Consider the following 25,302-nt stretch of genomic DNA (forward strand, 5'->3'; position numbering starts at 1 on the left):
GTTCGGAACCCGCCCGGCCCGCGTGTCCGGCACGGGACGGGCCGGGCGTGGGGCGGAGGAACCGGCCGGCGGGGCGGCGAGGGTCAGGAGAGAAGCGTGCCCATCCACTCCTCGATCTCGTCGGGGTGGCGGGGCAGCCCGGCCGACATCAGGCGGGCGCCGTCGGCGGTGACGACGAGGTCGTCCTCGATGCGCACCCCGATGCCGCGCAGCTCCGGGGGGAGCGTCAGGTCGTCCGGCTGGAGATAGAGGCCGGGCTCGACGGTGAGCACCTGCCCCTCCTCCAGCACGCCGTCCAGATAGACCTCCGAGCGAGCCTTGGCACAGTCGTGCACGTCCAGGCCGAGCATGTGGCCGCTGCTGCACACGGTGTAGCGGCGGTACAGGCCGCTCTCCGGATCCATCGCCTCATCCGCGCTGATCTTCAGCACGCCCCAGTCGTGCAGGCCCTCGGCGATGACCCGCATGGCCGTCTGGTGGAAGTCGCGGAATCTCGCCCCCGGCCGGAGACCGGCGATCGCCGCGCTCTGGGCCTCGTAGACCAGCTCGTAGACCTGGCGCTGGATCGGGCTGAAGCGCCCGGAGAGCGGCAGGGTCCTGGTGATGTCGGCGGTGTAGAGGTTGTCCGTCTCCACGCCCGCGTCGAGCAGCAGCAGATCGCTCTCGTTCAGCCGGCTGTCGTTGCGGATCCAGTGCAGCACGCACGCGTTGGCGCCGGAGGCCACGATGCTGTCGTAGCCGACCGAGTTGCCCTCCAGCCGGGAGCGGAGGTTGAAGACGCCCTCCAGGTAACGCTCACCGCGGCGGTGGGCGAGGGCGGCGGGCAGGGCCCGCACGACGTCCTCGAACCCCCACGTGGTCGCGTCCACCGAGAACTGGAGCTCGGCGACCTCCCACGCGTCCTTGATCAGCCGCATCTCGGAGAGGAACGTCTCCAGCTCGCCGTCGCCGTCGTGCGGCGCGACCCGGCCGTCCACCGACGCGTCCACCCCGCGCAGCACCCGCGCGGGCCCGGCGAGCACGTCGTCCAGCTTCTCCGAGGCCGCGCACTCGATCTGGTAGAGCGCCTCGGCCTCGGCCAGGTCGGGGCGGCGGCCCACCCAGAACTCGCCGTAGCGGCGGTCCCGGTAGAACTCCTGGCCGGCCGTTCCGGGCGCGGACCGCGGTGAGCGGGGCCGCACGAACAGCGTGGCCGAGCCGTCCGGCTCGATGACCAGGACGTCGTCGGGCTCCTGGTCCCCGGTGAGATAGGCGAACGCGCTGTGCGGCCTGAACCGGTGGTCGCTGTCGTTGCTGCGGGTCTTGAACGTGCCGGACGGGATGATCAGCCTCTCGCCGGGGAAACGGGCGGCGAGCACGCCGCGCCGCTTGGCGGTGTAGGCGGCCTGCGGCACCGAGGCGAGGTCGTCGCGGTGGGTGTCGGCCCAGCCCGTGTTCATGAACGTGGCGAGGGCGTCGGAGACCGGCAGGTCGTGGCTGCCGGTGTTGAGCTTCTGGGTCATCGTGTTCCCGGGAGCGAAGGTCTGTGGTGCGCCCACGGTATCCCCGGGCGGTACGGCGCGCACCTCACTGCCGGAGGTGCGCGCCGTACCCGAATCTCCGATCAGCCCACCGGGACCTGGTACTCCTTGGCCAGGTCGGACGCGGCGGCCTCCTTGTAGATCACCGAGCCGCCCAGGGCCGCCTTGTCGGGCTTGGCGACGTAGGACAGCAGGGACGCGGGCTTGTCGAACGTGGTGAAGTCCATGCTCGTGCCGAACGCCTCGCCCCAGGCGGACTGGCTGCGGTGCGCGGTGACCACTCCGGCGCGGGTCAGGTCCTTGCTCTCGCAGGCCTTCTTGAGCGCGTCGACGACGATGCCCGCGGCGGAGTAGCCCGCCGAGATACCGCTGTCGATCTCCGCGTCCGGATACTTCGCCGCGTAGTCGGCGGCCAGCTTCTTCATGGCGGGCTCGTCCGAGCTGATCGGAGCGCCGGCGGTTATGTAGTAGAAGTCCTTGAGCAGCGCCGGTCCGGCCGGGGTGGGGAGCAGCTGCGGGGAGTAGGCCGAGTTGCTGCCGACGAAGGGCACGTCCATCCCCTTGGCGAGCGAGACGCCGACGAGCGAGGCGGTCTGCTTGGGGCCGACCGAGACCAGGATGGCCTTGACGTCCTCGGCCTTGAAGGCGGCGACCTGGGCGCTCATGTCCTGGTCGGTCGCCTTGATCTTCTGTTCGACGACCGTCAGTCCGAGCTTCTCCGCGGCGTACTTGGAACCGTTCAGCGCGCTCTCGCCGTAGTCGCCCTCGAAGTACAGGTGACCGATCTTGTCGCCGGACTTGACGCCCTTCTCCTTGACCAGGAAGTCGACCCCGTTGATCATGTCGATGTCGTAGGTGGTCCCGGTGACCTGGATGGGCTTGCTGCCGAGCAGCCCGGTCGCCCAGGCCATCGGGATGGTGAGCATCTGGTCGGCCTCGATGCGCTGCTTGAGCGCGTTGACCATGGGGGAGCCCACGACGTGGGCGAGCGCCACCGACTTCGGACCGATCTCGGTGTAGGCCGCGACCGCCTTCTGCACGTCGTAGCCGTGGTCGCGCACGATGGTCTCGAGCTTCCGGCCGCACACGCCTCCGGCCGCGTTGATCTGCTCGAAGTAGAGCTGCTGGGCCTGGGTCAGGCTCTTGCCGAACGAGGCATAAGGGCCGGTGAGGTCGGTCATCAGACCGAGCGTGATCGTGTCGGCGGTGACACCGGGCCCGGTCTTCACCCCGTCGCCGCCCACGGCGGACGCCGCAGGAGCGCCCCCGGTGGCCTTCTCGCTGGCGCACGAGGCGACGGCCAGGGCCAGGAGGGCCAAGACCGCGATTCTTCGGGCGGGGCTTCTGGGAATTCCCATAATCAGTTCCTTGTGTCGGGAGACGGGGTGAGAGAGGGGTTTTTTGGTGCGGGGACGGGAGCGGCCCGGCGGCCCAGGGGCAGCCGGAGGCGGCCGGCGAGGCCGAACAGCCCGCCGGGCAGGAAGAGGACGATGACAACGACGGCGGCGCCGTACAGGATCCGCGCGGCCTCGGCGGGGGAGACCCCGCCGGAGCCGGGCTCGGCCACCAGTGGCAGGGCGTCGCTGTAGCGGCTGAGCAGCTGGGGCAGCATCGAGATGAAGACCGCGCCGATCACCGCGCCCGCGACCGATCCCAGCCCGCCGATAATGATCATGGCGAGGTAGTCGAGGGAGAGCAGGAGGCCGAAGTACTCCGGCACGGTCCGCTGGAAGACGAGGGCGATCAGGACGCCCGCCAGCCCGCCGTACATCGACGACAGCACGAACACGCCCGCGCGGTAACGGGCCACGGGCACGCCCATCACCCCGGCCGCGATCTCGTGGTCGCGGATGGTGTTCATGGCCCGTCCCGGACGGCCCTTGAGCACTCCCCGGGCGAACAGGCCGGCGCAGACCACGACGGCCAGGCCGAGGAACCAGAGCCGTTCCAGCGCTCCGAACGGCACCTGGGCGATCACGAGCGCGGGGGAGTCGGCGAAGACGAACCCGAACAGTTCCATGGGCGGCACCGCCCGGCCGTTGAAGCCGCCCGTCACGGGCTCGACGTTGAACAGCAGGTGCTGGCCGAGAAAGACCAGGGCGAGCGTGGCGATGCCGAGATAGGCCCCCTTCAGACGGCCGGCGATCGGGCTGAACACGCCGCCCGCGACACCCGCGACGACCACCGCGAGTATCGCCGCGACGGGGGTGGGCAGGCCCAGACCGGCCAGGGCGTGCCCGCCGCCCTGCTCTGGCTCCGAGGCGAAGTAGACGTACGCGTAGGCGCCGATCGCCAGGAAGAACGCGTGGCCCATGGACAGCTGGCCCGTCGCGCCGGTCAGCAGGTTGATGCCGATCGCTCCGATGGCCGCCGACATCGCGAAGAGCCCGGTCTGCAGCCAGAAACCCTCGAGGTAGAACGGCGCGATGACCGCCGCCGCGAGCAGGACGGCCGACCAGAGAAGAGTCCTCCTAGACACGGGCCAGCTCCCTCGTCCCGAAAAGCCCCGCGGGGCGGATGAGCAGGACCACGATCATCACGAGGAACGGCGCGACGTCGCCGATGCCCCGGCCGAGGAAGACCATGTCGTTCTGGTAGCCGCTCATCAGGGCCTCGGTGACCCCGATGATGAGCCCGCCGACCAGCGCGCCCGTGGTGGAGTCCAGACCGCCGAGGATCGCGGCGGGGAACGCCTTCATCGCGGCGAACGTCGTGCTGCGGTCCAGCCCCGGCGTGGGGAACACGCACAGGAAGAGGGCGGCGACGGCGGCGAGGGCCCCGGCGATCGCCCAGGCGCCCATCGACACCCGCCCGCGCCGCACGCCCATCAGCGCGGCGGTCTCGGAGTCCTCCGCGGTGGCACGCATGGCGATGCCCCAGTTGGTGTACTTGAACGCGAGCAGGAACGCGGTGATCAGGACGGTGGCGACGACCAGCGCGGCGACGCGGGTCTGGGCGATGCTGACGGCCCCCAGATGCAGCACCTGGTCGCGCCAGGGGTCGCCGAGGGCGAGCACGTCCGCGCCGATCTCCCGGGTGAGCTCGGTCGTCAGCACGATGTCGATGCCGATCGTCGCGATCGCGAGGACGCTGTGGGAGGCGACGTTCGCCCGGCGGATGACCAGAAACTCGATCAGGGCGCCCACGAGGGCCGCCCCGGCGATGCCGATCAGCAGGGCGAGCCAGAAACCGACCGAGGCGTGCAGCTTGGCGATGATGAAGCCGCCGACCAGCAGCAGCGAGGCGTGGGCGAAGTTGAGCACCTCGGTCGCCTTGAAGATGATGACGAACCCCAGGGCGATCAGCGCGTACACCGTTCCCACGGAGATGCCGTTCGCCAGAAGCTCGAGAAAAGTGATCACGAAGCGGTCTCCTCCTTCTCGCTCGCCGCGCCCAGGTAGGCGCGGATGACCTCGGGGTTGCTCTGGACCTCATGGGGAGGCCCGTCCGCGATGCGCCTGCCGAAGTCCAGGACCGTCACGGCGTCGGCGAGCCGCATGACCATCCCCATGTCGTGCTCGACCAGCAGGATCGAGATGCCGAGGCTCTCCCGGACGGCGATGATCAGCTCGGCCATGTTGCGGCGCTCGCCGCCGCTCATGCCGGCCACCGGTTCGTCGAGCAGCAGCAGCCGGGGTTCCATGCACAGGGCCCGCGCCAGCTCGACCCGCTTCTGCACGCCGTACGGCAGGAGCCCGACGGGGGTCGCCAGCCGCTCGGTGAGTCCCACGAAGGCGGCGATCTCGGTCACCCGCTCGCCGTGCCTGACGGCCTCGCGCCGGGCGGACGGCAAACGCAGCCCGGCCGAGACGAACCCGGCGCGGGTCAGCCGGTGACGGCCGAGCATCAGGTTCTCCCGCACCGACAGGCGGGGTGACAGGGCGATGTTCTGGAAGGTGCGCGCCACGCCCAGGGCGGCGATGCGATGCGGGAGCAGGGAGGTCAGCTCCGCGTCGCCGAACCGCACGCTGCCCGAGGTCGCGCGGTAGACGCCCGACAGCACGTTGAAGCAGGTCGACTTGCCCGCGCCGTTGGGGCCGATGACCGCGTGGACGCTGCCCGGCTCGACGGTGAAGCCGATCGCGTCGAGGGCGGTGAGCCCCGCGAAGCGCACGGTGACGTCGCGCACCTCGAGCCTGGGGATGGAGGTATCCATACCGGCTGGTTGGTATGTGTCGGTCATGCCGACCACCTCGCCAGGACCGGGCGCTCGGCGGGCGCCGCGGACTCGGCGGCCGCAGAGGCCGCGGAGACATCGGGGTCGTCCTCGATCCCCAGGTAGCGCCGTCGCACCTCGTCGCTCTCGGCGAGCTCGGCGGCCGGGCCTGACAGCACCACCTCGCCGACCTCCAGCACGTACGCGTAGGAGGCGAGGGACAGGGCCATGGCGGCGTTCTGCTCCACCAGGAGCACCGTCGTGCCCTGGGCGTTGATCTCGCGGACGGTGTCGGCGATCCGGGCCGCCATCATCGGCGCCAGGCCGAGGGTGGGCTCGTCCAGCAGGAGCATCCTCGGCCTGGCCATCAGCGCGCGTCCGATGGCGAGCATCTGCTGCTCGCCCCCCGACAGCAGTCCCGCCCGCTGCCTGGCGCGTTCGGCGAGCACGGGAAAGAGCTTGAGCACGTCCTGCTTGGCCCCGGCCGCGGACCGGCGGTCACGCGCTCCGAGCGCGCCGGCCCGCAGGTTCTCCTCGACGGTCATCCGCGCGAAGACGCGGCGTCCCTCGGGCACCTGGACGACGCCGCCCGCGACGACGGCCGAGGTGGCCGTGCCTGACAACCTCGTCCGGTCAAAGCTGATCTCGCCCGCCGTGATCCCGCCCCGCTGGAACCGGAGCGTGCCCGACACGGCGCGCAGCAGGGTGGATTTTCCCGCGCCGTTGCCGCCGAGCACCGTGACGATCGAGCCGCGCGGAACGTTCAGCGAAACCCCTCGCAGGGCAAGGACCGGACCGTAACTCACCGCCAGATCCCTGACGACCAGCCCGGAGTCTTCGGGCGGGCGAGGGTCGTGGACGTCCATGTGTGCCTCCTGACAACCGATGAACGCACCCAACCGAGGTGGCTCACCGGCGTCCAGGGGGCCGGGTGAAGTCGGGGCGGGTGCCCACGCCGGGCGGGTGCCGGCTGTGCGCCCGCACAAGGCCGGGTCACGAAACAGAACAGAATCTTGTTCGGTAGATGTATTGCTGACACGATCACCAGATGGGGACTCGGGTCGTCACGGATGACGAAGTGCGAAGGATCATGCGCCTGGCCGCCGGCCGGCTGCTGCAGAGGCTCCCTCAACTCACCGACGAGCTCGTCGCCAAGATCCGCGACACCGACGAGGCCTACCGCCGGATGGTGCCCACCGACGACCACTGGCAGAGCGTCTACGAGGCCATGCGGGACGGCATCGGCGCGATCCTGCTGCCCCGCCCGGAGCGGCGCGACCTGCCCCAGGCGGAGAAGACCGCCCGCCGCAGGGCGGAGCAGGGCCTTCCCATGGACTCGCTGCTGCGCAGCTACCGGCTCTCCGCGCAGGTGATGTGGGACGGCCTGATCGAGGTGGTCACGGACGAGGAACCGGAGAACCTGGCGGTTCTGATCCGTAGCGCGACCAAGGTGTGGCACGCCACCGACCGGCAGGCGATCGCCGCCGCCGAGGCCTACCGCAGACGGGAGGCCGAGATGTTCGGCCGCACAGCCGAGCGGGTCCAGGCCCTGCTCGACGCACTCCTGGAGGACCGGGCGGACGCCGCCCTGGTCCGCAGCGCCGCCGCCGCGCTGGACCTGCCCGAACTCGGCAGGTACGCGGTCGTCGTCACCCGCCTGCCGGGTCGTCACGACCACGGGGACGACGCCGTCCGCCCGACCAGCCTGGGCGTGATGCGATTACTGTGGCGGATGCGCTCCGACTACGAGGTCTCGGTCGTCCTGCTGCACGAGGCGGAGATGGACGATCTGACCAACGAACTGCGCCCGCACATCGCCGGGTGCGCCGGGATCAGCCCGGTGGTCGAGGGACTGGCCGAGCTGGGCCGCGCCCGCCGGCTCGCCGAGCTCGCGCTGCGGACCTGCGTGGGGGAGGGCCCGGAGATCGCCAGGCTGGAGGACCGGCTGCCCGCGGCGCTGGTGGTGAGCCAGCCCGAGCTCGCGGGCCATCTGAGCGGCACTGTGCTCCGGCCCATTCTCGCTCTCGACCCGGCCGACCGGGAGGTGCTGCTCGGCACCCTGGAGGCGTGGCTGCGCTGCGAGGGCTCCGCGATGCGCGCCGCCGGGCAGCTGTACTGCCACCGCAACACGGTCTTCAACCGCATCCGCCGGATCGAGCAGCTCACCGGGCGCTCCCTGGCGCGACCGCTGGACATCGTGGAGCTCACCCTGGCTCTCGACGCCGTACGGTTGCTCCCCGTAACCTGAGAATCACATGCGCTGCCGCTGTCGGCCGCTTAGGCAGGGGCAACGGGGGGCAGTGGTTAGGGATACCCCAGCCAGGTTGAACCGAGGTGGTGTCGATGCTGATCGGTACGATTCTGCAAGGCAAGGGCACAGACGTGGCAACCATCCGTCCGGACGCGACGGTGACCGAGCTTCTGGCCGTCCTGGCCACGAACAACATCGGTGCCGTGGTGGTGTCGGAGGATGGCTCGTCGATCGTGGGCATCGTCTCCGAGCGTGACGTGGTGCGACGGCTGAACGACCGCGGCGCGGATGTGCTGGGAGCCCCGGTGTCGTCCATCATGACGACCGAGGTTCGCACCTCGTCGCCCGATACCAACGTGGACGACCTACGACAGACCATGACCACGCATCGCATCCGGCACGTGCCGGTCGTGGCCGATGGACGGCTGGCCGGGATCGTGAGCATCGGTGACGTGGTCAAGAACGCCATCGAGGCGCTGGAGACGGAGAAGGCACATCTGGTGGACTACCTCCACCGCTGAGATCCGGGTGAGCCCCGCAGGTTCGCAGGCTTCGCAGGTTCGTGAGCGCGTCGGTTCGCGAGCCTCCGCTTGTTGGTGAGCACGCCGGTCGGTGAGTCCCGCATGTCTGTCGGTGTGCACGCCGGCTCGTGGGATCCCACAGGTTTGCGAGCACCACGGTTCGCGAGCCCGTACGTCTGCGAGCCACGTACGTCTGCGAGCACGCCGGTTCGTGAACCCCGCGGGGTTCTGCCGATCACCGCAGCTTCGTGAGGTCCTCGTGAAGTGCGGGTGGGTCCGGCGCCGCGGCGCCGGACCCACCCGTTCTCTCAGGTCTTCTTACTGCACGGTTATCTTGTCGACCTCGATGGTGAGGCCCTTCACCTGCGGCGTCGACGTGCCCGTCGTCACCGTCCCGGTTCCCTTGGTCACTCCCTTGATCTTCATCGTGTAGGTCAGGGTGCCGCCGGGCGCTCCGGGCGTGCTGGTCACCCGCAGGTCCTCGGTCGGCGGGCCGGTGATCTGGCCGCCGGCCGTGCCCTCGGCGTTCTCGGCGCCGACGGTCAGGCCGTAGCTCGCCGGCGGTTCGCCGGGCAGGTTGCCCGGGTCATAGGTGTAGGTGATGTCCTCTGCCCCGTTCAGCCCGATCCACTGCTGGAACACCTTGGTGTCCGCCGTGCCGAAGAGGTTGAGCCGCCACTCGACGACGAGCCAGTCGTTCACGCCGTCGGTGAGCGTCCCGACGAAGACGCCCGGCGCGCCGGTGCCGTCCAGGTCGGTCCAGTAGGGGGCGAGCACGTTGTTCGGAGGTGCCGGGTTCGGCAGGGTCTGCGGTGCGAAGTCGATGTCGGTCGAGCCCGTGCTGCCTCCCGGGATCGTGTAGCCGTTGGAGACGATGCCGATCCGGGTGTAGGTCTTGCCCGCGTACTGGAACGGCGGAACGGTGAAGTTGAGCGCGTCCTCGTCACCTATGGGTGTCGGCGCGATGCCGAAGGCGTCGAGCGGCAGGTAGGGGGCGGGTCCGGTGCCGCCGCTCGGGGCGATGCCCGGCCTGTCCGGCTGCCTGGCCGCGAGGGTGGTCTTCACCGTCGCTATCTGAGAGCCGATCTTGGTTGCGCCGGTGACGCTGTTCAGCCGCAGCTTGCCGTCCAGCGTGCTGAGCGCGGTCACCTCGGCGTCCTGGAGGGTGTCGTTCTTCACGCTGACCGTGCAGGTGGACTCACCGGTGTTGCGCGGAATGGTGGCCGGCGCACAGGTCTGGTCGATCGGGACGGCGCCTTCCTTGCGGACGAACGCGACCGGGAGGTGCAGGTTGCGCGTGCCGCCCACCTGCTTGAGGTTCACCTGGCCGAAGTACTGTCCTTCCGGCAGATCCGGTGCGGTGATCACCACGCTGAGGTTCGCGGTCTTGCCCGGCTTGACGCTGAACAGCGGCGGCAGCACCGTGATGTTCGCGCCGCTGACGGTCGTTCCGGTGGCGGTGAAGGTGAGCGTCTTGTCGGTGACGTTGGTGAACGTCCGTTTGGCGGTGATGAGGCCCGGCATGATCGGGGCGTTCACCGACGGCAGGTTGAGGTCGATGCGGTTGAGCTCGTCGTTGGCCGAGGCGGCGAAGTTCTCCGCGGTCTCGTTCAGGGTCAGGCCCGGGTCGCCGGCCTTGGTGAGGTCGATGCGACCGCCGCCGAAGTCGAACGGGTCGGCGGGGGTGACGCGGTCCTGCTTGGTGACCGAGGTCTTGGCCGTGGTCTCCAGCGCGGACTTCACCTGGCCGGGTGTCCAGGTCGGGTGCAGCGCGAACACCAGGGCCGAGGCGCCCGCGACGTGCGGCGCCGACATCGAGGTGCCCGCGATGACCTGGTACAGGTTGCCCTGCGGGCCGCCCGCCGGGTCCTCCAGCGTCGGGGTCTGCCCGGCCAGGATGTGCAGGCCGGGCGCGGTGACGTCCGGCTTGAGGAAGTCGCCGCCGGGCCCGCGGGAGGAGAACGTGGTGATCACGTCGCCCTGCCAGGTGGCCTTGGCGCCCTGGGTGAGCTGGCCGGTCGCGCCGGGGTTGGCGGACAGGAAGGTCAGCAGGGTGTCGGTCTCCGGCTTGTCGAGATGGACCGTCGGAAGCCAGTGGTTGTCGGTCATGATGTCGAGCGGCGTGGTGTTGTAGAGGATCATGCCCGCCGCGCCGCCCTGCATGACGTTGAAGCTCTTCAGGATCCGGCCGGGACCGCGTTCACAGGCGACGATCTTTCCGACGAACAGACCGGGGGGAGCGGGCGACGTGCACAGCGCGTTGGAGTACGGCGGGGCCGAGGCCAGGACCACCGGCCGCGGCGAGGCGATGCCCGCCGTGATGGAGGCACCCTTCAGCGTGGCCTTCGCGCCGCCCGTACCGGTCAGGGAGAGGGTGGACTGGAACGTCCTGCTCTGGGTGGACGCCGCCACCGTGGTCACCCACGGGCTGAGGTGGTCGGCGGTCGCGGCTCCGGGACCGGAGTTGCCCGCCGAGGCCGAGACGAGCACGCCCGCCGCGTAGGCGTCGAGGAAGGCCAGTTCCACCGGGTCGCTGTAGGGGGAGCTGCCGCCGGAGATCGAGAAGTTGATCACGCGGACGCCGTCGATGATCGCCCGGCCCACCGCCTGCGCGGAGTCGGAGGGGAAGCAGCCCTGGACACCGCAGATCTTGTAGACCGACACGTGCGCCGCCGGAGCGATGCCGTGGATCGGGCCGCGGTCGATGCCGAGCGGGTTGGCGTGGGCCACCGGGCCGCCCGCCGAGGTGGTCGCGGTGTGGGTGCCGTGGCCGTTGGAGTCACGGGCGCTGTCGGGGTAGACCTCGCCGCCGAACACCGCGTTGTAGGTGTCGAGGAACGGTGCGCCGCCGATCAGCTTGCGGTTGCAGACGAACGGGTCGGCCGCCGGGGTCAGCGGGTTGTCCCCGAAGTCGCAGATGCGCGGGCTGCCGTCCTTGGTGGCGGGTACGGCGGGCAGCGTGCCGGGGTCGGCGAACTGGGGGTGCTCCGGCCAGGCGCCGGAGTCCAGGATGCCGACGATGACGCCCTTGCCGGAGGAGGAGCTGCCGCCCAGCTTGTTGTAGATCGTGGGCGCTCCGATGAAGGCGGGGCTGGAGTCGCTCAGAAGATGCTCGGGCTTGTCCTCCTGGACGGCGGCCACGCCGGGCAGCTTCAGCAGCTCGGCCGCCTTGTTGGCGGGGACCCGCAACGCGATGCCGCCGTAGACGGTCCGCAGTTTCTGTCCCGCCCTGGCGTTGGGCACACGCTTGGCCAACTCGGCGAGGAAACCGTTCTCGACTTCTTCGATGTGCTTTTCGTATTTCTTGGCGTCACTGCTCTTGATGTCGAGGGATTTGCCGGTCTTAGCCGGACTTGTAGCCGGAAGCCCTTCGAGTCCGCCTTGGTAAGCGGCGTACGAGTCGTAGTCCAGCTTGACCATCACATTGACCGTGGCGCCCGAAGTGGACTTAAGTAGTCCCTCGTCACTCTGGGCGAGCCTGCCGGTCGGCGACTTCGCGCCCTGGACCAGCTCACCCCCGGTCAGCGGGGTCGCCGTCCACTTGGTGGACGGGGCGGGGGTGGGGGATGGAGCCGCACTCGCCGGCGGCGCCATCGCCGCGACGAGCCCGACGCCGGCGGCGAGCACCGCCACGCGCCTGATCCTTGATAAGTAGGGCTTCGGTGACAACGAGACCTCCCTGTAGGACGCATGAACACGTCACAAGGCAGGGAGGGGAGAGCGTCACCGGGCATGCCCGGGCGGAGCATGGCGGAGAAGGCCTCGACCCTCCCCGTCGGGTGACGCACAATCGGCCACCCCGAAGAGCGGACGATCATGACAGGGAGCCTAACTAGGGATCATTTATTTGCCTAGATAGTGAAATTGCCATAATTGTCGGCTGAATTAGTCAAATCTAATTCCATGGCAGCCCAGCCATCCAACGAGAGATCGTTGCGATGGATGGCAAGAATTCCCACCCGTTATGTCCCTTTAGGCGTTGACAATCGCCGACAAATGAGCGTGGGAGAGGTCATCTGAAGCGGACCCGTACAGTTCGGTGCCGATCGGCACCGGGTCACAGGCGCATTCGGTATTGGCGTCGCGCATGTCCCACGTGATCCTTCGAGGGGCCGGCGAGGTCACCTGGGTGCGGGCCTCGCGGGGAAGGGCCGTCACCGGCGCGGAGATGCGAGGATCCGCTGTGCGTAAACTGGCCTGAAGCGACACGCGGGAGGCCTGGTTGAAGCTCAAGCTGGATCTGCACCCCCTCTACAACCGAGGCGGAGAGATCGACAAGGCGCTGCGGGGCATCATCGACGAGGCCATCAGGAAGAAGGCCACCGAGGTCGAGATCATCCCCGGCAAGGGCTCGGGCCAGCTCAAGAAGAAGGTCCTGCGCTTCCTTGAGCAGAAGGAGATCAAGGCCCTCTACCACCGCATCGACAAGGACGCCAAGAACCACGGCCGCCTGTTCGTCTACTTCCGCTACAAGTAGGCCGGTGAGCGCAACGGCGACCGCCGACGGGCCATCGGGTCCGAGCTGAACCTCTGTCGCCTGATGCTGTAAGCCGCAGGTCAATGGCTGTTTCTTCGATGCGGAAGGTGTAAAGGTGTAAGGGCCGGCGGCGATGAACCGCTGACCCGAGACGCCCCCACTGATCCTGGACCGTCTGTGGGCCGTCGGACCGAGGCGCGGTGGCCTCGTAGCCCCTGTCGTTGGCTCTTCGGGTTTGTCTCCCGCTGCTGGGCATCAAGGAGTAATTGTTAAGACCTGTGGATCGGCGGTTGCCTCGGAGGGCTCCAATCCGCAGGCGAAAATGAGGTGCGCGCGACCTCTGGTGCTGACAGGCTGCGCCGGTGAACCGTGAACAGATCTCCAGGATCGCCCATGCTGATCATCCAATAAAGTCTCCGCTCGATGACGACGCGGTGCGCCGGTTGCTGGAACGCGGAGTCCCGCGCGGCGACGAGCGTGTGCTCGACCTTGGTTGCGGCGGCGGGGAATGGCTCCTGCGTGCCCTGGCCATGCGCCCGCACCTGCACGCCGAGGGCGTGGACATCTCCGAGGACGCCCTGGCGCAGGCCCGCCAGGCAGCGAGCCACCGCGGCGTCCAAGAGCGCCTCGTCCTTCACCACCAGGAGGCCGCGGATTTCGTTTCCTCGGAGTCGTTCGACCTGGTGCTCAGCGTCGGGGCCACGCATGCCTTCGGCGGTCTGCTCCCCACTCTCGCGGCGGCACGCAAGCACCTGGCTCCCGGCGGCCGCGTCCTGATCGGTGAGGGGTTCTGGGACCGTGACCCTTCTCAGGAGGCCATCGAGATGCTCGGGGACTTCACCGACCTGGCGACCACCATGGACCGCGTCGTCGCCGATGGGTGGGTTCCTGTCGACGGGCACGTCAGCACGCGCCGTGAGCTGGACGACTACGAATGGGCCTGCTGGGGATCACTGGCCTCATGGGCCCTGGACCACCCTGCCGATCCGGACAGCTCGCAAGCGCTCGAGACGGCCACCATCCGCCGCTCCGAATGGCTGCGCGTCTACCGGGACACCTGGGGCTTCGTCACCCTGGTCCTGCGTCAGACGTCCGACTGACCCTGGATAAGCCCTGGTATCCAAGCTCAGTCCCGACAGATCACAGCGCCGCGCGGCCGGGGTACAGCGGTCTCGTGGTTCGACCCTCGTCCGCAGGTCTCGTCCTTGGGCTGCGTGCCCCTCGGGGCGTTCGACGAGCTGGCCTCGTTTGAAGCGGGCTCCGGCCCGGACGAGCGGCACCAGGTGAGCGCCGTTAACGGTGCGCCAGCGGGCCTGGGCGGACTCGACCAGCTTGAAGACCATCGCGAGCCCGGCGGCGCGGGAGCCGGCTCCCTTGGTCACCTTGGTGCGGAGCCGGACGGTGGCGAAGGTCGACTCGAGGGGAAGACCTCACGCAGAGCCTTCCAGAACCCCGGCGCGCCGTCGCCGACCGCGAGGACGGGGGCGCGCATGCCCCGGCGGGCGCAGTCGCGCACCCTCGCGAACGATCTCGTCGATCAGGGATCCGTCTCGGATGGAGCCGTCGTCATTCACTACCGTGAGCATGGGTGTGCCTTCCCGACCGGCGCTGCGAACGCCGGCCTACTCGGTGGCCATCACAAGATCAATCGGGAAGGTATGCCCTCCCTGCGCCTCCCAGAGCTGATCCACAAGTCTTGAGCACATTGCTCGGCATCAAGTGCGTATAGACCCGCAAGGTGAACCCTGGATCGCTGTGGCCGAGGTATTGGCTGAAGACCTTGATGTTCTCTCCGGCGTCCAGCAAGACCGAGGCGTAGAAGTGCCGCGGCGTATGCGTGCGGTCACCACGAGACCCACCAGGTTAAGCCGTCACCGTGCGAGCAGGGCAACCGGCGGGCGAGGAAGGTCACCGGGAGCAGATACACGAAGACGACCTTGCTCTTCCGTCCCCAAGCTGTTGCCCTCCGGGTTGGGACGAGACAGACGGGAAGATCGGGCTAGAGAGGGGACTCTGGCCGCAGTCCCTTCATGTCATGACCGCTGTCGAGATCTCGATGACCTTTGCTCTAGTAGCCGTGGCCATAACGCTGATCGCAAGAGCACGGCAGCCAGGTCGGACTGATCAGGAGCGCAAGCAGGCGCGCATGGCAGTAGTCATGATGTTTACCTGCTGGGTTGGCGCGATCCTTGTCGGAAAGATCATTCTCTGGACGAACTGATTGGGCCGATGCTCCGGCAGTGAATGTGCCGGCTGTGCCCGTCGCGTGCCCGATGGGGCGATAGGCAATGGGGAACAGCGGGGAGTCACGGGGAACACGACCAGTACCGCGAGCTGCGGCTTCGCTGGTCGTCCGAGATCGGTATGCGTCTTTGCAAGCAGGCGGTCAGGGGTGGTGCGCCGGCAATCGCCGGGCGCCCGTGCCGTGCCCGCGAGCGGGATGGGTATCGGGAGACCCCACCTTCAGGCAGCTCCTCTTCCGTCAGAAGGCGCGCCCGCTACGACGCAGGCTCGGCGATCTCAGCCTCGGGATTCCGCGATTGTGGCACGGCTCCCGCGGTACGAACCTCGTCACAGAGTCGGTCGATGGATGGGCGCAGGGAGCGGGCTTCCCCTCGCGGCCTCCACTCCTCGATCGTCACTGGCAGACCTGCCTCCTGCCGGATCCTCTCCGCGAGCGCCGCGAGGTAGCCTTGGTCCCGCACGCAGGTGATCAGGATGACGGCATCGCAGCCGGTCCTCGGGAGAATGTCGATGAACTCGTCATCGAACTCCGCTGTCAGACTCCCGTTCTCGTTGGGGGCGAACATGGCGAAGACGCCAATCCGCATGCCATCCGGTCGCACGACATGAAGCAGAGGCTCTCCGATGTCCGCCTCCGGGTGCGTCTCTACCCGCTCGACCTCGTCGAGAGTCCCGATAACTGTGTCTCGCACCCGAGCTTCGAAGAACAACGAATCGATCAGTGTCAACAACGGTTCGGTGTAGGGGGCGCCGTTGTTCGTCTCCTGGAGGAGTTGCATGAGGCGTACCGCCTCGCCGTGAGGCAAACGGCTGGCCAGGTCAGTGATGCGCTCCCGCTGGCGTATACCGAAGAATAGCTCCATTTCCTGGAATCTCACGCGATGCACGGACATCCCGATGACCGCGATGATCAGGAATACAAGTCCTCCGAGGAGCAGCGCCACACTCCCCGCCTCGCCCTTCGCAAGAAAGATCGAGGCCACGCCGCCACCGGTGAGGGAGAGGCCGATTGCCGTAGCGGCGATGCGCTGCCACACCGGTCTGTCCGGCGATCTGGGCGTCGATGATGTGGAACTCGCCAAAATCTGCAGCCTGCAGTGATGTCTGGGTTCCCTCGGCGACCTCGGCTGCGGTCCATCCCAGCCGCGCCATCGAGCGGAAGACGATGACGGTGTGCCGGCGGTCGGTGGGATCCCCGAACCTGGCGGTCTCCCACGGGCTGTTTTTCAGGTTGGGCGGCCGCTCGTCCCAGCCCTGCGGGACGTGGACGGCGTAGCCGAAGTCGGGTTTTTCAATGCGCTGCCACTGCACCAAGTGCTCCTGGGCGTCGATGCGTCGAAGGTGCCTGAGCGCAGCGGTGTAGGACTCCCCGGTACGGAGAGCACGTTCGCGGACGCGGCGTTTGAAGTGCTTGTTCGCTGTCATCAGGCCCTCGACACCACAGAACTCAACCCCCGGCGAGGAGCCCGTGGCGGGCGGATGACCAGCGATCCGAGGAAACGGGTCCCCTTTGCCCCCGCCGAGCGGCCCTGCCGGGGAGGGCCGAAGGAGGTTGGGCGGTGGATCGACGCCCAGCCCAGACGATAGCGTCCGCAACCGCTTCCATGCCACCTCACCGAGACCCGTGGACCAGTGCCTGGGCCGCCCGGCAACACCTGCTCCTGCGTACCCGCCGTGCGCCGGCAGAGTTGTGCCTGGTCGCCCCTGGCCGTCAGTCTGCCGTTCTCGTCAACCCGGATCTCGGCTTGGTGTCCGTGGCCACCGTTGAGGGCGCCGTCCGGTTATCGCCCTGTTCGTGCCCGTCCCCCGAGACGGGCAGGCAGGGGTCAGGCGACCTTCGAGGAGGGAGCCTTCCAGGTGTTGCACGCGCTCGGGCCTTGCGACTTGTAGCCCTGCTCGAACCAGTGGAGGCGGTTGGCGGGCTTGCCGTACCAGTTGAATCTGCCGTATTCCTTCGGCGTCTCTGCGGCGAGCAGGGGCTTCCAGTTTCCGGCCGAGCGCCCCAGGACCTTCATGGACACCCCGCCCAGGCAGTCGGCCTGCAGGTAGTAGCGGTGCGTCTGCTCCTTGCCGCCGTCCTTCTCGTCTCTGGTCGGCAGCGCCCACCAGGCCTTGCCGATGCCCGTCTGCCCCTGGACGACTCCGGCGTACGCGCGCGTGACCTCGATGAGGATGGCCTGGTCGGACTTCGCCGTGATCCAGTCGGAACCGAGCTGCACCTGGATGCCGCCGCTGCAGCTGGCGGCGAAGGAGCCGGAGACCTGCAGGCCGGTGAAGCACAGGCCGCTCTCGATCTTGGCCTTGACATCCACCTCGGCAGGGACGAAGTCCTTGATGGTCTTGCGCCAGGCGGAGTTCAGGCAGCCGACGACCTTGTTGAGGTATTTCGTGGTGGAGGCCTTGGTGGTGCCCTTGGTCGCCTTGCAGGAGATCGCGGGGAGACGGCCCTGCTTGTAGAGCGGGTTGTGGGTCAGTTCGGGAACCCCGACGATGGGGCCGGCGGACGCAGCGGTCGCACCGGCGAATAACAGGACGAAAACCCCGGAGGTGGTCGCTAATGCACGAACAATCATGAAACGTGATCATAGGGGCGGCGTAATCCGCGGGGCGTCTCATTATCCGTCCCGCCTCGGGGGATGCGCGCCGGCGCGACCCGGGGGTGGCCGTTCAGCCGGAGACTGTTTGACAGAGCACTTGATCTACGTTGTAAAGGGCGTGTCCGTGGCGGAGAACCCGGGGACTTCCGCAGGAAGGATCCGCGCGCTGACGAGGCGGATGAGATTTCTGATCATGCCTGGGGAGTGCCCCGCTCGTTCTCGGCGGCCGGGGCGTCATCGCCGCGTTCAGCCTGCGGCGCGATCTGCGAGCGGGCGCCGCCGGCCCGCGGTGTCGGTCGGCGCCGGCGGGCGCCAGGCTCCGTCGGGGCTGTACAGGTTGGTCCCGGGCGGCACGATTTCGTCGATCCGGTCGAGGGTCGCGTCGTCGAGGGTGAGCGAGGCGCCCTTCAACGGCCCTTCCAGCTGCTTCATGGTCCGCGGTCCCGTGATCACCGAGGTGACGGCGGGATATGCCGCGGCGAAGGCCACGGCGAGCTCGGGGAGCGAGCAGCCGATGCCTGTCGCGAGCTCGACCAGCTCTTCGACGGCATCGAGCTTGGCGACGTTCTCGGGAACCGAGGGATGGAAGCGTGCTCCCTGCCGGCGCGTGGAGAACGGGGCCGGACTCGTTTCCGCACGTGAGCGTTTGCCGCCGTGGACAGGACGGCCTGTGATCGCCCGGCTGCCGGGACCGCGCCGGTTCTCGTCTCTCCGGTACGGCTGTCGCGCGACGGCGACGAGTCCGGCCCCGGGTCACTCCGGACGCAGTCGCGCCGACAGCCGGTGGAGCGTCTCCAGGTCGGTGTTCGACAGCTCCGACAGGATGGCGGGTGGCCGGTGGAGGTCGTTCAGCAGCCGCGCCCGGAGCTGTTTGCCACGAGAGCTCAGGATCACGACCTTGACGCGCCTGTCGGTCTGGTGGGCCTGGCGTTCGACCAGGCCCTGCTTCTCCAGCCGGTCGACGATCCAGGTGACGGTCGAGGCGTCGCAACGCCACATGTCGGCCAGCGCGCGCATCGGTTCGCCGCGGTCCGGGATCAATCGCATGAGGGCCTTGAGATCTCCGGGGCTGACGCCCAGCTCGGTGACGGTCTCGAGGTGGCGCTCGTGCTCGGCCAGGAAGAACTCATACAGCCCTCTCCAGATCTCGGACCTGAGCTGTTCGTCCCGCTCGGGATCGTGTTCTTCCATGAGGCCCATGGTACGGATGTCGTACGGCTCAAAATATTGGATGACTCAGAAGGTTTGATTAATCAAAGTATATGTTAGCGTCGAGGCCGACAGCACATCGAGCTTCGGGAGTTTCACCATGACCATCCTCGTGACCGGCGCGACCGGTCGAGTCGGCAGCCGTTTTGTCCCTCGCCTGCTCCGGCAGGGTGAGTCCGTCCGGGTGCTGGTCCGCGATCCGGTCCGGGCTGATTTCCTCGGTGCGCTCGGCGCCGAGGTCGTCGTCGGTGACCTGCGTGACACCGGCGCCCTTGACGGCGTCCTCAAGGGCGCCGACGCGGTCGTTCACCTCGGCGCGGCGTTCCGCGGCGTCTCCGACGAGGAGGCGGTCGCCGTCAATCACGCCGCCACGGTCGGGCTGGCCGTGTCCACTCTTCGCGCCGGTGTCGCCCGGTTCGTCTATGCGAGCACCACCCTCGTCTACGGCCCCGGCCGAGGTCGCTCGGCTCTTGAGGCGGATGAGCTCGTTCCGCCCGGGCGGGCCTATCCCACGAGCAAGGCGGACGCGGAGAAAGCCCTCCTGGGACTCCATCGAGCCGAGGGGTTGCCGCTGCGCATCGCCCGGCTGGCCTTCGTCTACGGCGACGGCGATCCGCACCTCGCCGAATCCCTGCTGTGGGCACGCGACTGGCCGTTGCACAAGCGCCTGCATCTGGTGCACCACGCCGACGTCGCCCAGGCCCTGCTGCGGGCCGTCCGGGCGAACGGTGTGGACGGAGAGGCGTTCAACGTGGCCGACGACGCACCCGTCACCGCGCTGGAACTGCTGAACCTCAACGGCGAGCCGGTCTCCGAGGGGGCGGCCGGCCGGTCGCTCGACGATCCCTGGGAGGGCATCGCGGACACCTCCAAGATCCGCCGAGAGCTCGGCTTCCGGCCGATCCATCCCACCGTCTACACCGCGAAGGCCGCCGGAGCCCTCTGAAGGCGTTGATTTCGCGCGAGATCATCTCGTTCGCACGATCTTCACAACCTGTTTGGCTGACTGTTGCTGAGTGAGTCAATCATCCTGAGATGGTCCTTTTGTCCCGCCTCGCCCCCTTGTCGGAGCACCCCTCTCCGGCCGAGGTCGCGGACAGAAGGGACGCGCTCGCATGCGCCGAGTCGTCACCATCGTCTCCGCTGCCCTGGCAGCGATCCTCGCCCTCTCCCTGAGCGCCGGCACTGCGGAGGCCACCCCTCCCGGCATCCCGTCGGCGAGCACCGCCGCCTCCCGCCTGGCCGCCCTGACCGTGGCGGCCGAGTCCCATGCCAGCACCTACAACCGCGACCTCTTCCCGCACTGGATCACCATCTCCGGGTCCTGCGACACCCGTGAGCAGGTGCTCAAGCGTGACGGCACCAACGTCGTGACGAGCAGCAGCTGCGCCGCCACCAGCGGCAGGTGGTTCAGCCCGTACGACGGCGCCACCTGGACCGCCGCCAGTGACGTCGACATCGACCACATGGTGCCGCTGGCCGAGGCGTGGCGCTCCGGCGCCTGGGCGTGGACCACCGCCAAGCGTCAGTCCTTCGCCAACTCCCTCAACGACGGCCAGCTGTGGGCGGTCACCGACAACGTCAACCAGAGCAAGAGCGACCAGGACCCCAGTACCTGGAAGCCCTCGGTGGCCTCGTTCCGCTGCACTTACGCCCGGGCGTGGATCGGCGTCAAATCCAACTGGGGCCTGAGCCTGCAGTCCGCGGAGAAGACCGCGCTGCAGAGCATGCTCGCCACCTGCTGACCCGCATTCCCGGAGTACATGTGGAAGCCCCCACGGTCCGAAGAGGACGGCGGGGGCTTCCACATGTGAGTGGCGCGCCGCACCCCCGGGCATCGTCGACCGCGGGCGCGCCGGTCCGTCACGGCCGGTTGGAGCACCACTCCGAGATCGGAACTTTATGACTTCTTTATCCGTCCTTTTGTGAAACGGGAGGCTTTGACCTACGGAAAGCGGGGGCGCTGATCGACGCGCAGCGATGGGAATTGCGGCCATTCGCCGGGGCGGTCAAGGGCGCACCGCGACCGGCGACCGTACTCTCCTGGGACGGGGCAACGTTGGTGGCGGTCGATCCGATCGCCGGGCGTTCGGTACGGCTCGCGCCCGCAGCCCTGTATCACTACCGGTACAGGCGGATGGTCCTCGTCTCCAGAGAGAAGAAGGCGCAGTTCGTCAACGGGCTCGCGGGGCTCGATTCCGACGGACTGGTGCTTCTCGATCTTCCCGGCGAGTGGCCGGCCGACGATGTGGCCGCCTTCGCGGCCGGCCGGGGGATACCCGTCGAGGATGCTCTGCTCACCCCGTCGAAGCGGGTGCGCACTGCGCTCGCCAGGCGGGCGCCCGGCTGGGAACGCCTGGTAGGGCAACCCTCCTCGCGCATGTCCAGGTGGAAGAAGGCCGTGGCTCTTGGTGTCGGCGCCGCGGGTCTGCTGGCGATGGCCTACATCGCCACGACGGTCGGCATGTTCGCGTGGCGAGGGCTGTCCACGATGGGGAGGGTGCTGCTGGATCTCGTCGAGGTCAAATGGCTGGCCGTTTTCTTCAGCCCCCTGGTCATCTTCCTGAGCCCCGCATACCGGGCGCTGCACGCGAGGCGGAGCAGGCGTGGCACCACCCTCGGGCCGCCCGGCGGTCCCTGCCTCATGCTCAGGCGCAATGAGAGGCTGCGCGTCTGGCTTGGCCCGCGAATGGTTCCCGAAGACCTGGCCATGGGACCGAATCCGGACTGCGTGGGAGGCTTGCTGCTCTATCGCCACGAACGTTTATCCGGACTTTTCATCACAAGTGGTGATGGTCGGTTGATGCGCCACCTACCCGGCCCCTGGCCGCCCGAGGACGCGCATCGCTTCGCGGTACGGCTGGGCCTGAGTTTCGAGATCCGCGCGCTGGGCCGCGAGGAGTATCTGGGCCTGACCTCGAAGGTCTCCGACGCGGCGCCCTGACTCACCCGCGGATCTCGGGGGCGCCGCCCCGAGCTGCCGACCGTCCGGCGGGCCGTACGAGACGCCGGCCGTGCGACGCGAAGAAGTCCCGCACTCCGAAGAGCACGGGACTTCTCCGCGTTCCGGGGGCCCGCTGCGGTAGACGTCCCGGACGTCATGGGGGAGGAGGCGATCGCCGTCAGAATTTGCGGAAGGACCGGGACTCCATGGCCGCCGCGAGCACGTTCTTCAGCGACATGTCCGCGCCCGCCGACACGACCGCCGCGATGGTCCCCTCCACGAACGGCACGTCGGCGATCACCACGTCCGGTCCCACGAACAACCGGGCGGTCAGCACCGAGCTTCCCAGGTCGGGGATGAGGATCACCCCGTCTCCCCGGTCCACGTGCTTGATCGCCGCCTCCACCAGGCTGGGACTGGTGCCGAGGCCGCCGTCCTCGGTGCCTCCGGCCGCGGCCAGCGGGACGTCCTGGCCGCCGATCTGTGCGGCCAGGGCCGCGACCTCGGCGGCCAGCGGTCCACTGTGGGAGATGAGAACGATGCCTACCATCGAGGGAGTTCGTTCATTGTGTCGTCACCGCGTGCAGGGCGGCGAAGATGAGCGCGGTGGAGGCGGCGCCGGGGTCCTCGTGGCCCACGCTGCGCGGGCCGAGATAACTGGCCCGCCCCTTGCGGGCCAGCATCGGGATCGTGGCCTCCGCTCCGGCGAGGGCCGCGGCCGCCGCCGCGCCGATCGCCTCCTCCGGTTTCACCCCATCCTGTACGGACTGCGCCAGCGCCTGGATCGCCGGGGCGAGGGCATCCACCAGGGTCTTGTCGCCCTCGGTGGCGGCTCCCAGCTTCTGGATACCGGCCAGCCCGGCTTCCAGGGCGGTGCACAGTTGCGCGATCGACACGTCGGGGGTGTCGCCCAGAACCCTGCCCATCTGCCGGAACGCCATGCCGTACAGGGGGCCGGAAGCCCCGCCGACGTTGCGGATCAGTGTGCTCCCGACCATGGTCAGCATCGCCCCCGTGGTCTCCGGCTGCTTGGCGGCCAGCACCCGGGAGACCGCGGTGAAACCCCGGTCGAGGTTGGCCCCGTGGTCGGCGTCGCCGATCGCGGCGTCCAGCCGGGTCAGCCGGTCCTTCTCCGCGTGGACGGTCCGGGTGATCTCCTCGATCCAGGCGGCGAAGCAGGCGGTGTTCACGTCAGCGGCCCCAGCGCAGGGAGGGGGTCTCGACGGGGAAGTCCCAGAGGCGGGTGAGCTGGTCGTCCAGCCGGCAGGTCGTGATCGAGAAACCCTGCATGTCGAGGCTGGTGGTGTAGTTGCCGACGAGGCTCCGTGCGGCTCTCGCGCCCTTCTCGGCCAGATAGTCGACGACCTCCGCGAAGACGATGTACAGCTCGATCAGGGGCGTGCCGCCCATGCCGTTCACCATGACCAGGGTGTCCCCGGAGAGCGGCAGGTCCTCGTGGAGGGCGTCCATCGCGGTCCAGGCCAGGTCGCGAGCGGGGCGCATGGTCGAGCGGGTCCGGCCGGGCTCGCCGTGGATGCCTATGCCCAGCTCGATCTCGGTGTCGCTCAGGTCGAAGGTGGGCTTTCCCGCAGCCGGGGTGGTGCAGGAGCTCAGCCCGATGCCGAAGGAGCGGCTGCGGGCGTTGACCTCCTCGGCCACCCGCACGACCTCGTGCAGCGGCGCCCCGGTCTCGGCCATGGCTCCGGCGATCTTCTCGACGAAGACCGTGGCGCCGGTGCCCCTTCGGCCGGCCGTGTGGATGGAGTTGTGCACGGCCACGTCGTCGTCGACCAGCACGGCCGCCACCTCGATGTTCTCCTCGGCGGAGAGCTCGGCGGTCATCTGGAAGTTCAGGACGTCGCCCGTGTAGTTCTTCACGATGTGCAGCACCCCGGCGCCGCCGTGCACCGCCGTGGTGGCCTCGATCATCTGGTAGGGCACGGGAGAGGTGAAGACCTCTCCGGGGCAGGCCGCGTCGAGCATGCCGTACCCGACGAAGCCGGTGTGCAGTGGTTCGTGCCCGGCGCCCCCGCCGGACACCAGGCCGACCTTGCCGGGACGCGGCCCCGCGGCACGGTAAACGATCCGGTTCTCCTCGTCCACCCGCAACCCGGGATGCGCGGCCGCGAGACCGCGCAACGTGTCCGGTACGACCGACTCGATGCCGTTGATGAGCTTTTTCACAGTTCCCAAACTGTTCCCGTTCGTCGGCGATGGCAAGCGCTCACGTGGGAAAACCTCTTCCATTTAGTTTGCTTACGACGTAAGCTTACGCAGTAAGCAAACTAAGGAGTGGCACATGACCATGATCGCCTTAATCGTCCCCCTGGTCTGGCTCGCCTGGCTGATCCTCACCGAGTGGGTGCCCATGTTCCCTCTCAACGACCTGGAATCCAGCACCGTCAGGGAGCGGGCCCTACTCGCCCTCGCCAACTACCCGTTCCCGCTGCTCATCGCCGCGGGCGTCGCGCTCCACGAGAGGTGGTCGCTCGTGACGGCCACCGTCCTGGTCGTGCTCACCCTCGTCGGGCACATCGTCAGCTGGTGGCTGCCCTACTTCGGGATCAGCTTCAGGGCGCAGCGTGAGGCGTACGAGCGTGAGTTCCTCCGTACGCTGAAGATCCTGCCGACCGAGGGCCACGACGTGGTCATCGACGTGCAGCACATGGTGGTGGGCGCGCTCACGCTGGTGATGCTGGGCACCACGCTCGCCGTTACCCTTACCGGGTGAAGCAGCCGTCGCCACGTAGGGGAGGGCGGCCCGCCCTCCTGACACCGGAGCGCGTCGTCGTCGCCGCCGTCGAGGTTCTCGACGCCGAGGGCCTCGACGCGCTCACCATGCGCGGGGTCGGCGCGAGGCTCGGCGTCGCGGCGATGTCGCTGTACCGGCACGTCCCCAACCGCGACGCCCTGCTGGCCGCCGTGGTCGACCACCTGTTCGCCGAGTCCCTGGTGGAGTTTCTCCCGAGCGGCTCCTGGCCTCAGGCGCTGACCCGCTTCGCCGAGTCCTACCGCCGGACGCTGCTCGCCCACCCGCACGCGGTGCCGCTGCTGGCCACCCATCCCGTCGACGTCGACGGCGGCCTGTCGCTGCTCGCCGGCCTGCTGGAGCGGTTCTCCGCGGCCGGAGTCGAGCGCGCCGACGCCCTCACCGTCGTCCAGTCCGTGGGCGTGTACGTCCTCGGTCACGCCCTCGCCCAGGTCGGCAGGCCCCCCGGCGCTCCCGAGCTTGAGCCCTCGCCGGAGGCGGCCGCCTACTACGACCGCTGGTTCGAGGCCGGGCTTCACGCCATGATCTACGGCTTCGAGCGCGATCTCGGGCAGGCCGGGCGCGGCGACCGTACGAACAGGCCGAAGGCGGAGCAATCGGATTAACGGCTCAC

The 25,302-nt window shown here is 68.7% G+C and carries 23 protein-coding genes and 2 pseudogenes; 9 read left to right on the top strand and 16 right to left on the bottom strand.

What is annotated here, in order from left to right:
• Positions 1–83: 83 nt before the first annotated feature.
• From DKM19_RS13275 to DKM19_RS13300, 6 genes are all read right to left on the bottom strand, one after another.
• Entirely contained in the window at positions 84–1,538 is a 1,455-nt protein-coding gene (locus tag DKM19_RS13275; RefSeq protein WP_239514231.1) for an aminopeptidase P family protein, read from the bottom strand.
• Positions 1,539–1,603: 65 nt separating this feature from the next.
• Positions 1,604–2,839 carry an ABC transporter substrate-binding protein gene (locus DKM19_RS13280; protein WP_239514232.1) on the bottom strand — a complete coding sequence of 412 codons (1,236 nt, stop codon included), beginning with the start codon at positions 2,837–2,839 and terminating at the stop codon, positions 1,604–1,606.
• 41 nt (positions 2,840–2,880) lie between these two features.
• Positions 2,881–3,999: a branched-chain amino acid ABC transporter permease gene (locus DKM19_RS13285; RefSeq protein WP_110695953.1), complete on the bottom strand. Its 1,119-nt coding sequence runs from the start codon at positions 3,997–3,999 to the stop codon at positions 2,881–2,883.
• On the bottom strand, positions 3,992–4,882 hold the full coding sequence (locus tag DKM19_RS13290) for a branched-chain amino acid ABC transporter permease (protein ID WP_110695954.1): 891 nt from the start codon (positions 4,880–4,882) through the stop codon (positions 3,992–3,994). The genes DKM19_RS13285 and DKM19_RS13290 overlap by 8 nt, the downstream gene beginning before the upstream one ends.
• Complete coding sequence (locus DKM19_RS13295; RefSeq protein ID WP_204358777.1) at positions 4,879–5,703, bottom strand: ABC transporter ATP-binding protein; 825 nt, start codon at positions 5,701–5,703, stop codon at positions 4,879–4,881. The genes DKM19_RS13290 and DKM19_RS13295 overlap by 4 nt, the downstream gene beginning before the upstream one ends.
• Positions 5,700–6,542 (bottom strand): ABC transporter ATP-binding protein, encoded by an 843-nt coding sequence (locus tag DKM19_RS13300; protein ID WP_239514233.1) that lies wholly within the window; start codon positions 6,540–6,542, stop codon positions 5,700–5,702. The genes DKM19_RS13295 and DKM19_RS13300 overlap by 4 nt, the downstream gene beginning before the upstream one ends.
• Before the next feature lie 212 nt (positions 6,543–6,754).
• Here DKM19_RS13300 and DKM19_RS13305 point away from each other — a divergent pair, with 212 nt between their 5' ends.
• Both DKM19_RS13305 and DKM19_RS13310 read left to right on the top strand, forming a co-directional pair.
• The gene (locus DKM19_RS13305; RefSeq protein ID WP_369988794.1) at positions 6,755–7,924 is read left to right on the top strand and encodes a PucR family transcriptional regulator; all 1,170 of its coding nucleotides are present in this window, start codon (positions 6,755–6,757) and stop codon (positions 7,922–7,924) included.
• A gap of 95 nt (positions 7,925–8,019) precedes the next feature.
• Complete coding sequence (locus tag DKM19_RS13310; protein ID WP_110705695.1) at positions 8,020–8,448, top strand: CBS domain-containing protein; 429 nt, start codon at positions 8,020–8,022, stop codon at positions 8,446–8,448.
• A 318-nt stretch (positions 8,449–8,766) separates the two neighbouring features.
• Here DKM19_RS13310 and DKM19_RS52715 read toward each other — a convergent pair whose 3' ends face one another.
• The gene (locus tag DKM19_RS52715) at positions 8,767–12,081 is read right to left on the bottom strand and encodes a S8 family serine peptidase (RefSeq protein WP_305000307.1); all 3,315 of its coding nucleotides are present in this window, start codon (positions 12,079–12,081) and stop codon (positions 8,767–8,769) included.
• A gap of 589 nt (positions 12,082–12,670) precedes the next feature.
• On the opposite strand from DKM19_RS52715, the gene DKM19_RS13320 reads away from it, so the two are divergent.
• Positions 12,671–12,925: a Smr/MutS family protein gene (locus DKM19_RS13320; RefSeq protein WP_089206032.1), complete on the top strand. Its 255-nt coding sequence runs from the start codon at positions 12,671–12,673 to the stop codon at positions 12,923–12,925.
• Between the two features lie 362 nt (positions 12,926–13,287).
• Positions 13,288–14,025 (top strand): cyclopropane-fatty-acyl-phospholipid synthase family protein, encoded by a 738-nt coding sequence (locus DKM19_RS13325; protein WP_110695957.1) that lies wholly within the window; start codon positions 13,288–13,290, stop codon positions 14,023–14,025.
• A gap of 40 nt (positions 14,026–14,065) precedes the next feature.
• Here DKM19_RS13325 and DKM19_RS13330 read toward each other — a convergent pair.
• The 6 genes and pseudogenes from DKM19_RS13330 to DKM19_RS13365 all read right to left on the bottom strand — a co-directional run.
• A pseudogene (locus DKM19_RS13330) lies at positions 14,066–14,462 on the bottom strand (hypothetical protein); the annotation flags it as partial.
• 107 nt (positions 14,463–14,569) lie between these two features.
• Positions 14,570–14,755 (bottom strand): annotated as a pseudogene (locus DKM19_RS52930) (site-specific integrase); the annotation flags it as partial.
• A gap of 668 nt (positions 14,756–15,423) precedes the next feature.
• On the bottom strand, positions 15,424–16,206 hold the full coding sequence (locus tag DKM19_RS13345) for a hypothetical protein (RefSeq protein WP_162641459.1): 783 nt from the start codon (positions 16,204–16,206) through the stop codon (positions 15,424–15,426).
• Between the two features lie 789 nt (positions 16,207–16,995).
• A complete protein-coding gene (locus tag DKM19_RS13355) occupies positions 16,996–17,742 on the bottom strand; it encodes a hypothetical protein (protein WP_110695961.1) in 747 nt (248 codons plus the stop codon).
• Positions 17,743–18,012: 270 nt separating this feature from the next.
• Entirely contained in the window at positions 18,013–18,441 is a 429-nt protein-coding gene (locus tag DKM19_RS13360) for an aldo/keto reductase (RefSeq protein WP_110695962.1), read from the bottom strand.
• A gap of 78 nt (positions 18,442–18,519) precedes the next feature.
• On the bottom strand, positions 18,520–18,957 hold the full coding sequence (locus DKM19_RS13365) for a MarR family winged helix-turn-helix transcriptional regulator (RefSeq protein WP_162641460.1): 438 nt from the start codon (positions 18,955–18,957) through the stop codon (positions 18,520–18,522).
• Positions 18,958–19,075: 118 nt separating this feature from the next.
• Here DKM19_RS13365 and DKM19_RS13370 point away from each other — a divergent pair, with 118 nt between their 5' ends.
• The 3 genes from DKM19_RS13370 to DKM19_RS13380 all read left to right on the top strand — a co-directional run bounded on the left by DKM19_RS13370 (position 19,076) and on the right by DKM19_RS13380 (position 21,919).
• Positions 19,076–19,921, top strand: a complete 846-nt coding sequence (locus DKM19_RS13370; RefSeq protein WP_110695964.1) for an NAD(P)-dependent oxidoreductase — start codon at positions 19,076–19,078, stop codon at positions 19,919–19,921.
• Positions 19,922–20,090: 169 nt separating this feature from the next.
• The gene (locus DKM19_RS13375) at positions 20,091–20,720 is read left to right on the top strand and encodes an HNH endonuclease family protein (protein WP_110695965.1); all 630 of its coding nucleotides are present in this window, start codon (positions 20,091–20,093) and stop codon (positions 20,718–20,720) included.
• Positions 20,721–20,962: 242 nt separating this feature from the next.
• Positions 20,963–21,919, top strand: a complete 957-nt coding sequence (locus tag DKM19_RS13380) for a hypothetical protein (RefSeq protein ID WP_162641462.1) — start codon at positions 20,963–20,965, stop codon at positions 21,917–21,919.
• Between the two features lie 178 nt (positions 21,920–22,097).
• Here the strand turns inward: DKM19_RS13380 and DKM19_RS13385 are convergent, their stop codons facing one another.
• Genes DKM19_RS13385 through dhaK form a run of 3 tightly spaced genes read right to left on the bottom strand, consistent with a single transcriptional unit; the run spans position 22,098 to position 24,103 of the window.
• On the bottom strand, positions 22,098–22,469 hold the full coding sequence (locus DKM19_RS13385) for a PTS-dependent dihydroxyacetone kinase phosphotransferase subunit DhaM (protein WP_110695967.1): 372 nt from the start codon (positions 22,467–22,469) through the stop codon (positions 22,098–22,100).
• A 13-nt stretch (positions 22,470–22,482) separates the two neighbouring features.
• Positions 22,483–23,109 carry a dihydroxyacetone kinase subunit DhaL gene (dhaL, locus tag DKM19_RS13390; RefSeq protein ID WP_110695968.1) on the bottom strand — a complete coding sequence of 209 codons (627 nt, stop codon included), beginning with the start codon at positions 23,107–23,109 and terminating at the stop codon, positions 22,483–22,485.
• A gap of 1 nt (position 23,110) precedes the next feature.
• Positions 23,111–24,103, bottom strand: coding sequence for a dihydroxyacetone kinase subunit DhaK (gene dhaK / locus DKM19_RS13395; RefSeq protein WP_110695969.1), 993 nt, complete (start codon positions 24,101–24,103; stop codon positions 23,111–23,113).
• Between the two features lie 115 nt (positions 24,104–24,218).
• On the opposite strand from dhaK, the gene DKM19_RS13400 reads away from it, so the two are divergent.
• Positions 24,219–24,650, top strand: a complete 432-nt coding sequence (locus DKM19_RS13400) for a hypothetical protein (RefSeq protein WP_110695970.1) — start codon at positions 24,219–24,221, stop codon at positions 24,648–24,650.
• Complete coding sequence (locus DKM19_RS13405; protein ID WP_110695971.1) at positions 24,647–25,294, top strand: TetR/AcrR family transcriptional regulator; 648 nt, start codon at positions 24,647–24,649, stop codon at positions 25,292–25,294. Before DKM19_RS13400 ends, DKM19_RS13405 begins: the two co-directional genes overlap by 4 nt.
• The last annotated feature ends 8 nt before the right edge of the window (positions 25,295–25,302 follow it).

It is taken from the genome of Streptosporangium sp. 'caverna', from assembly GCF_003203775.1.
GTDB classification, from domain to species: Bacteria; Actinomycetota; Actinomycetes; order Streptosporangiales; family Streptosporangiaceae; genus Streptosporangium; species Streptosporangium subroseum.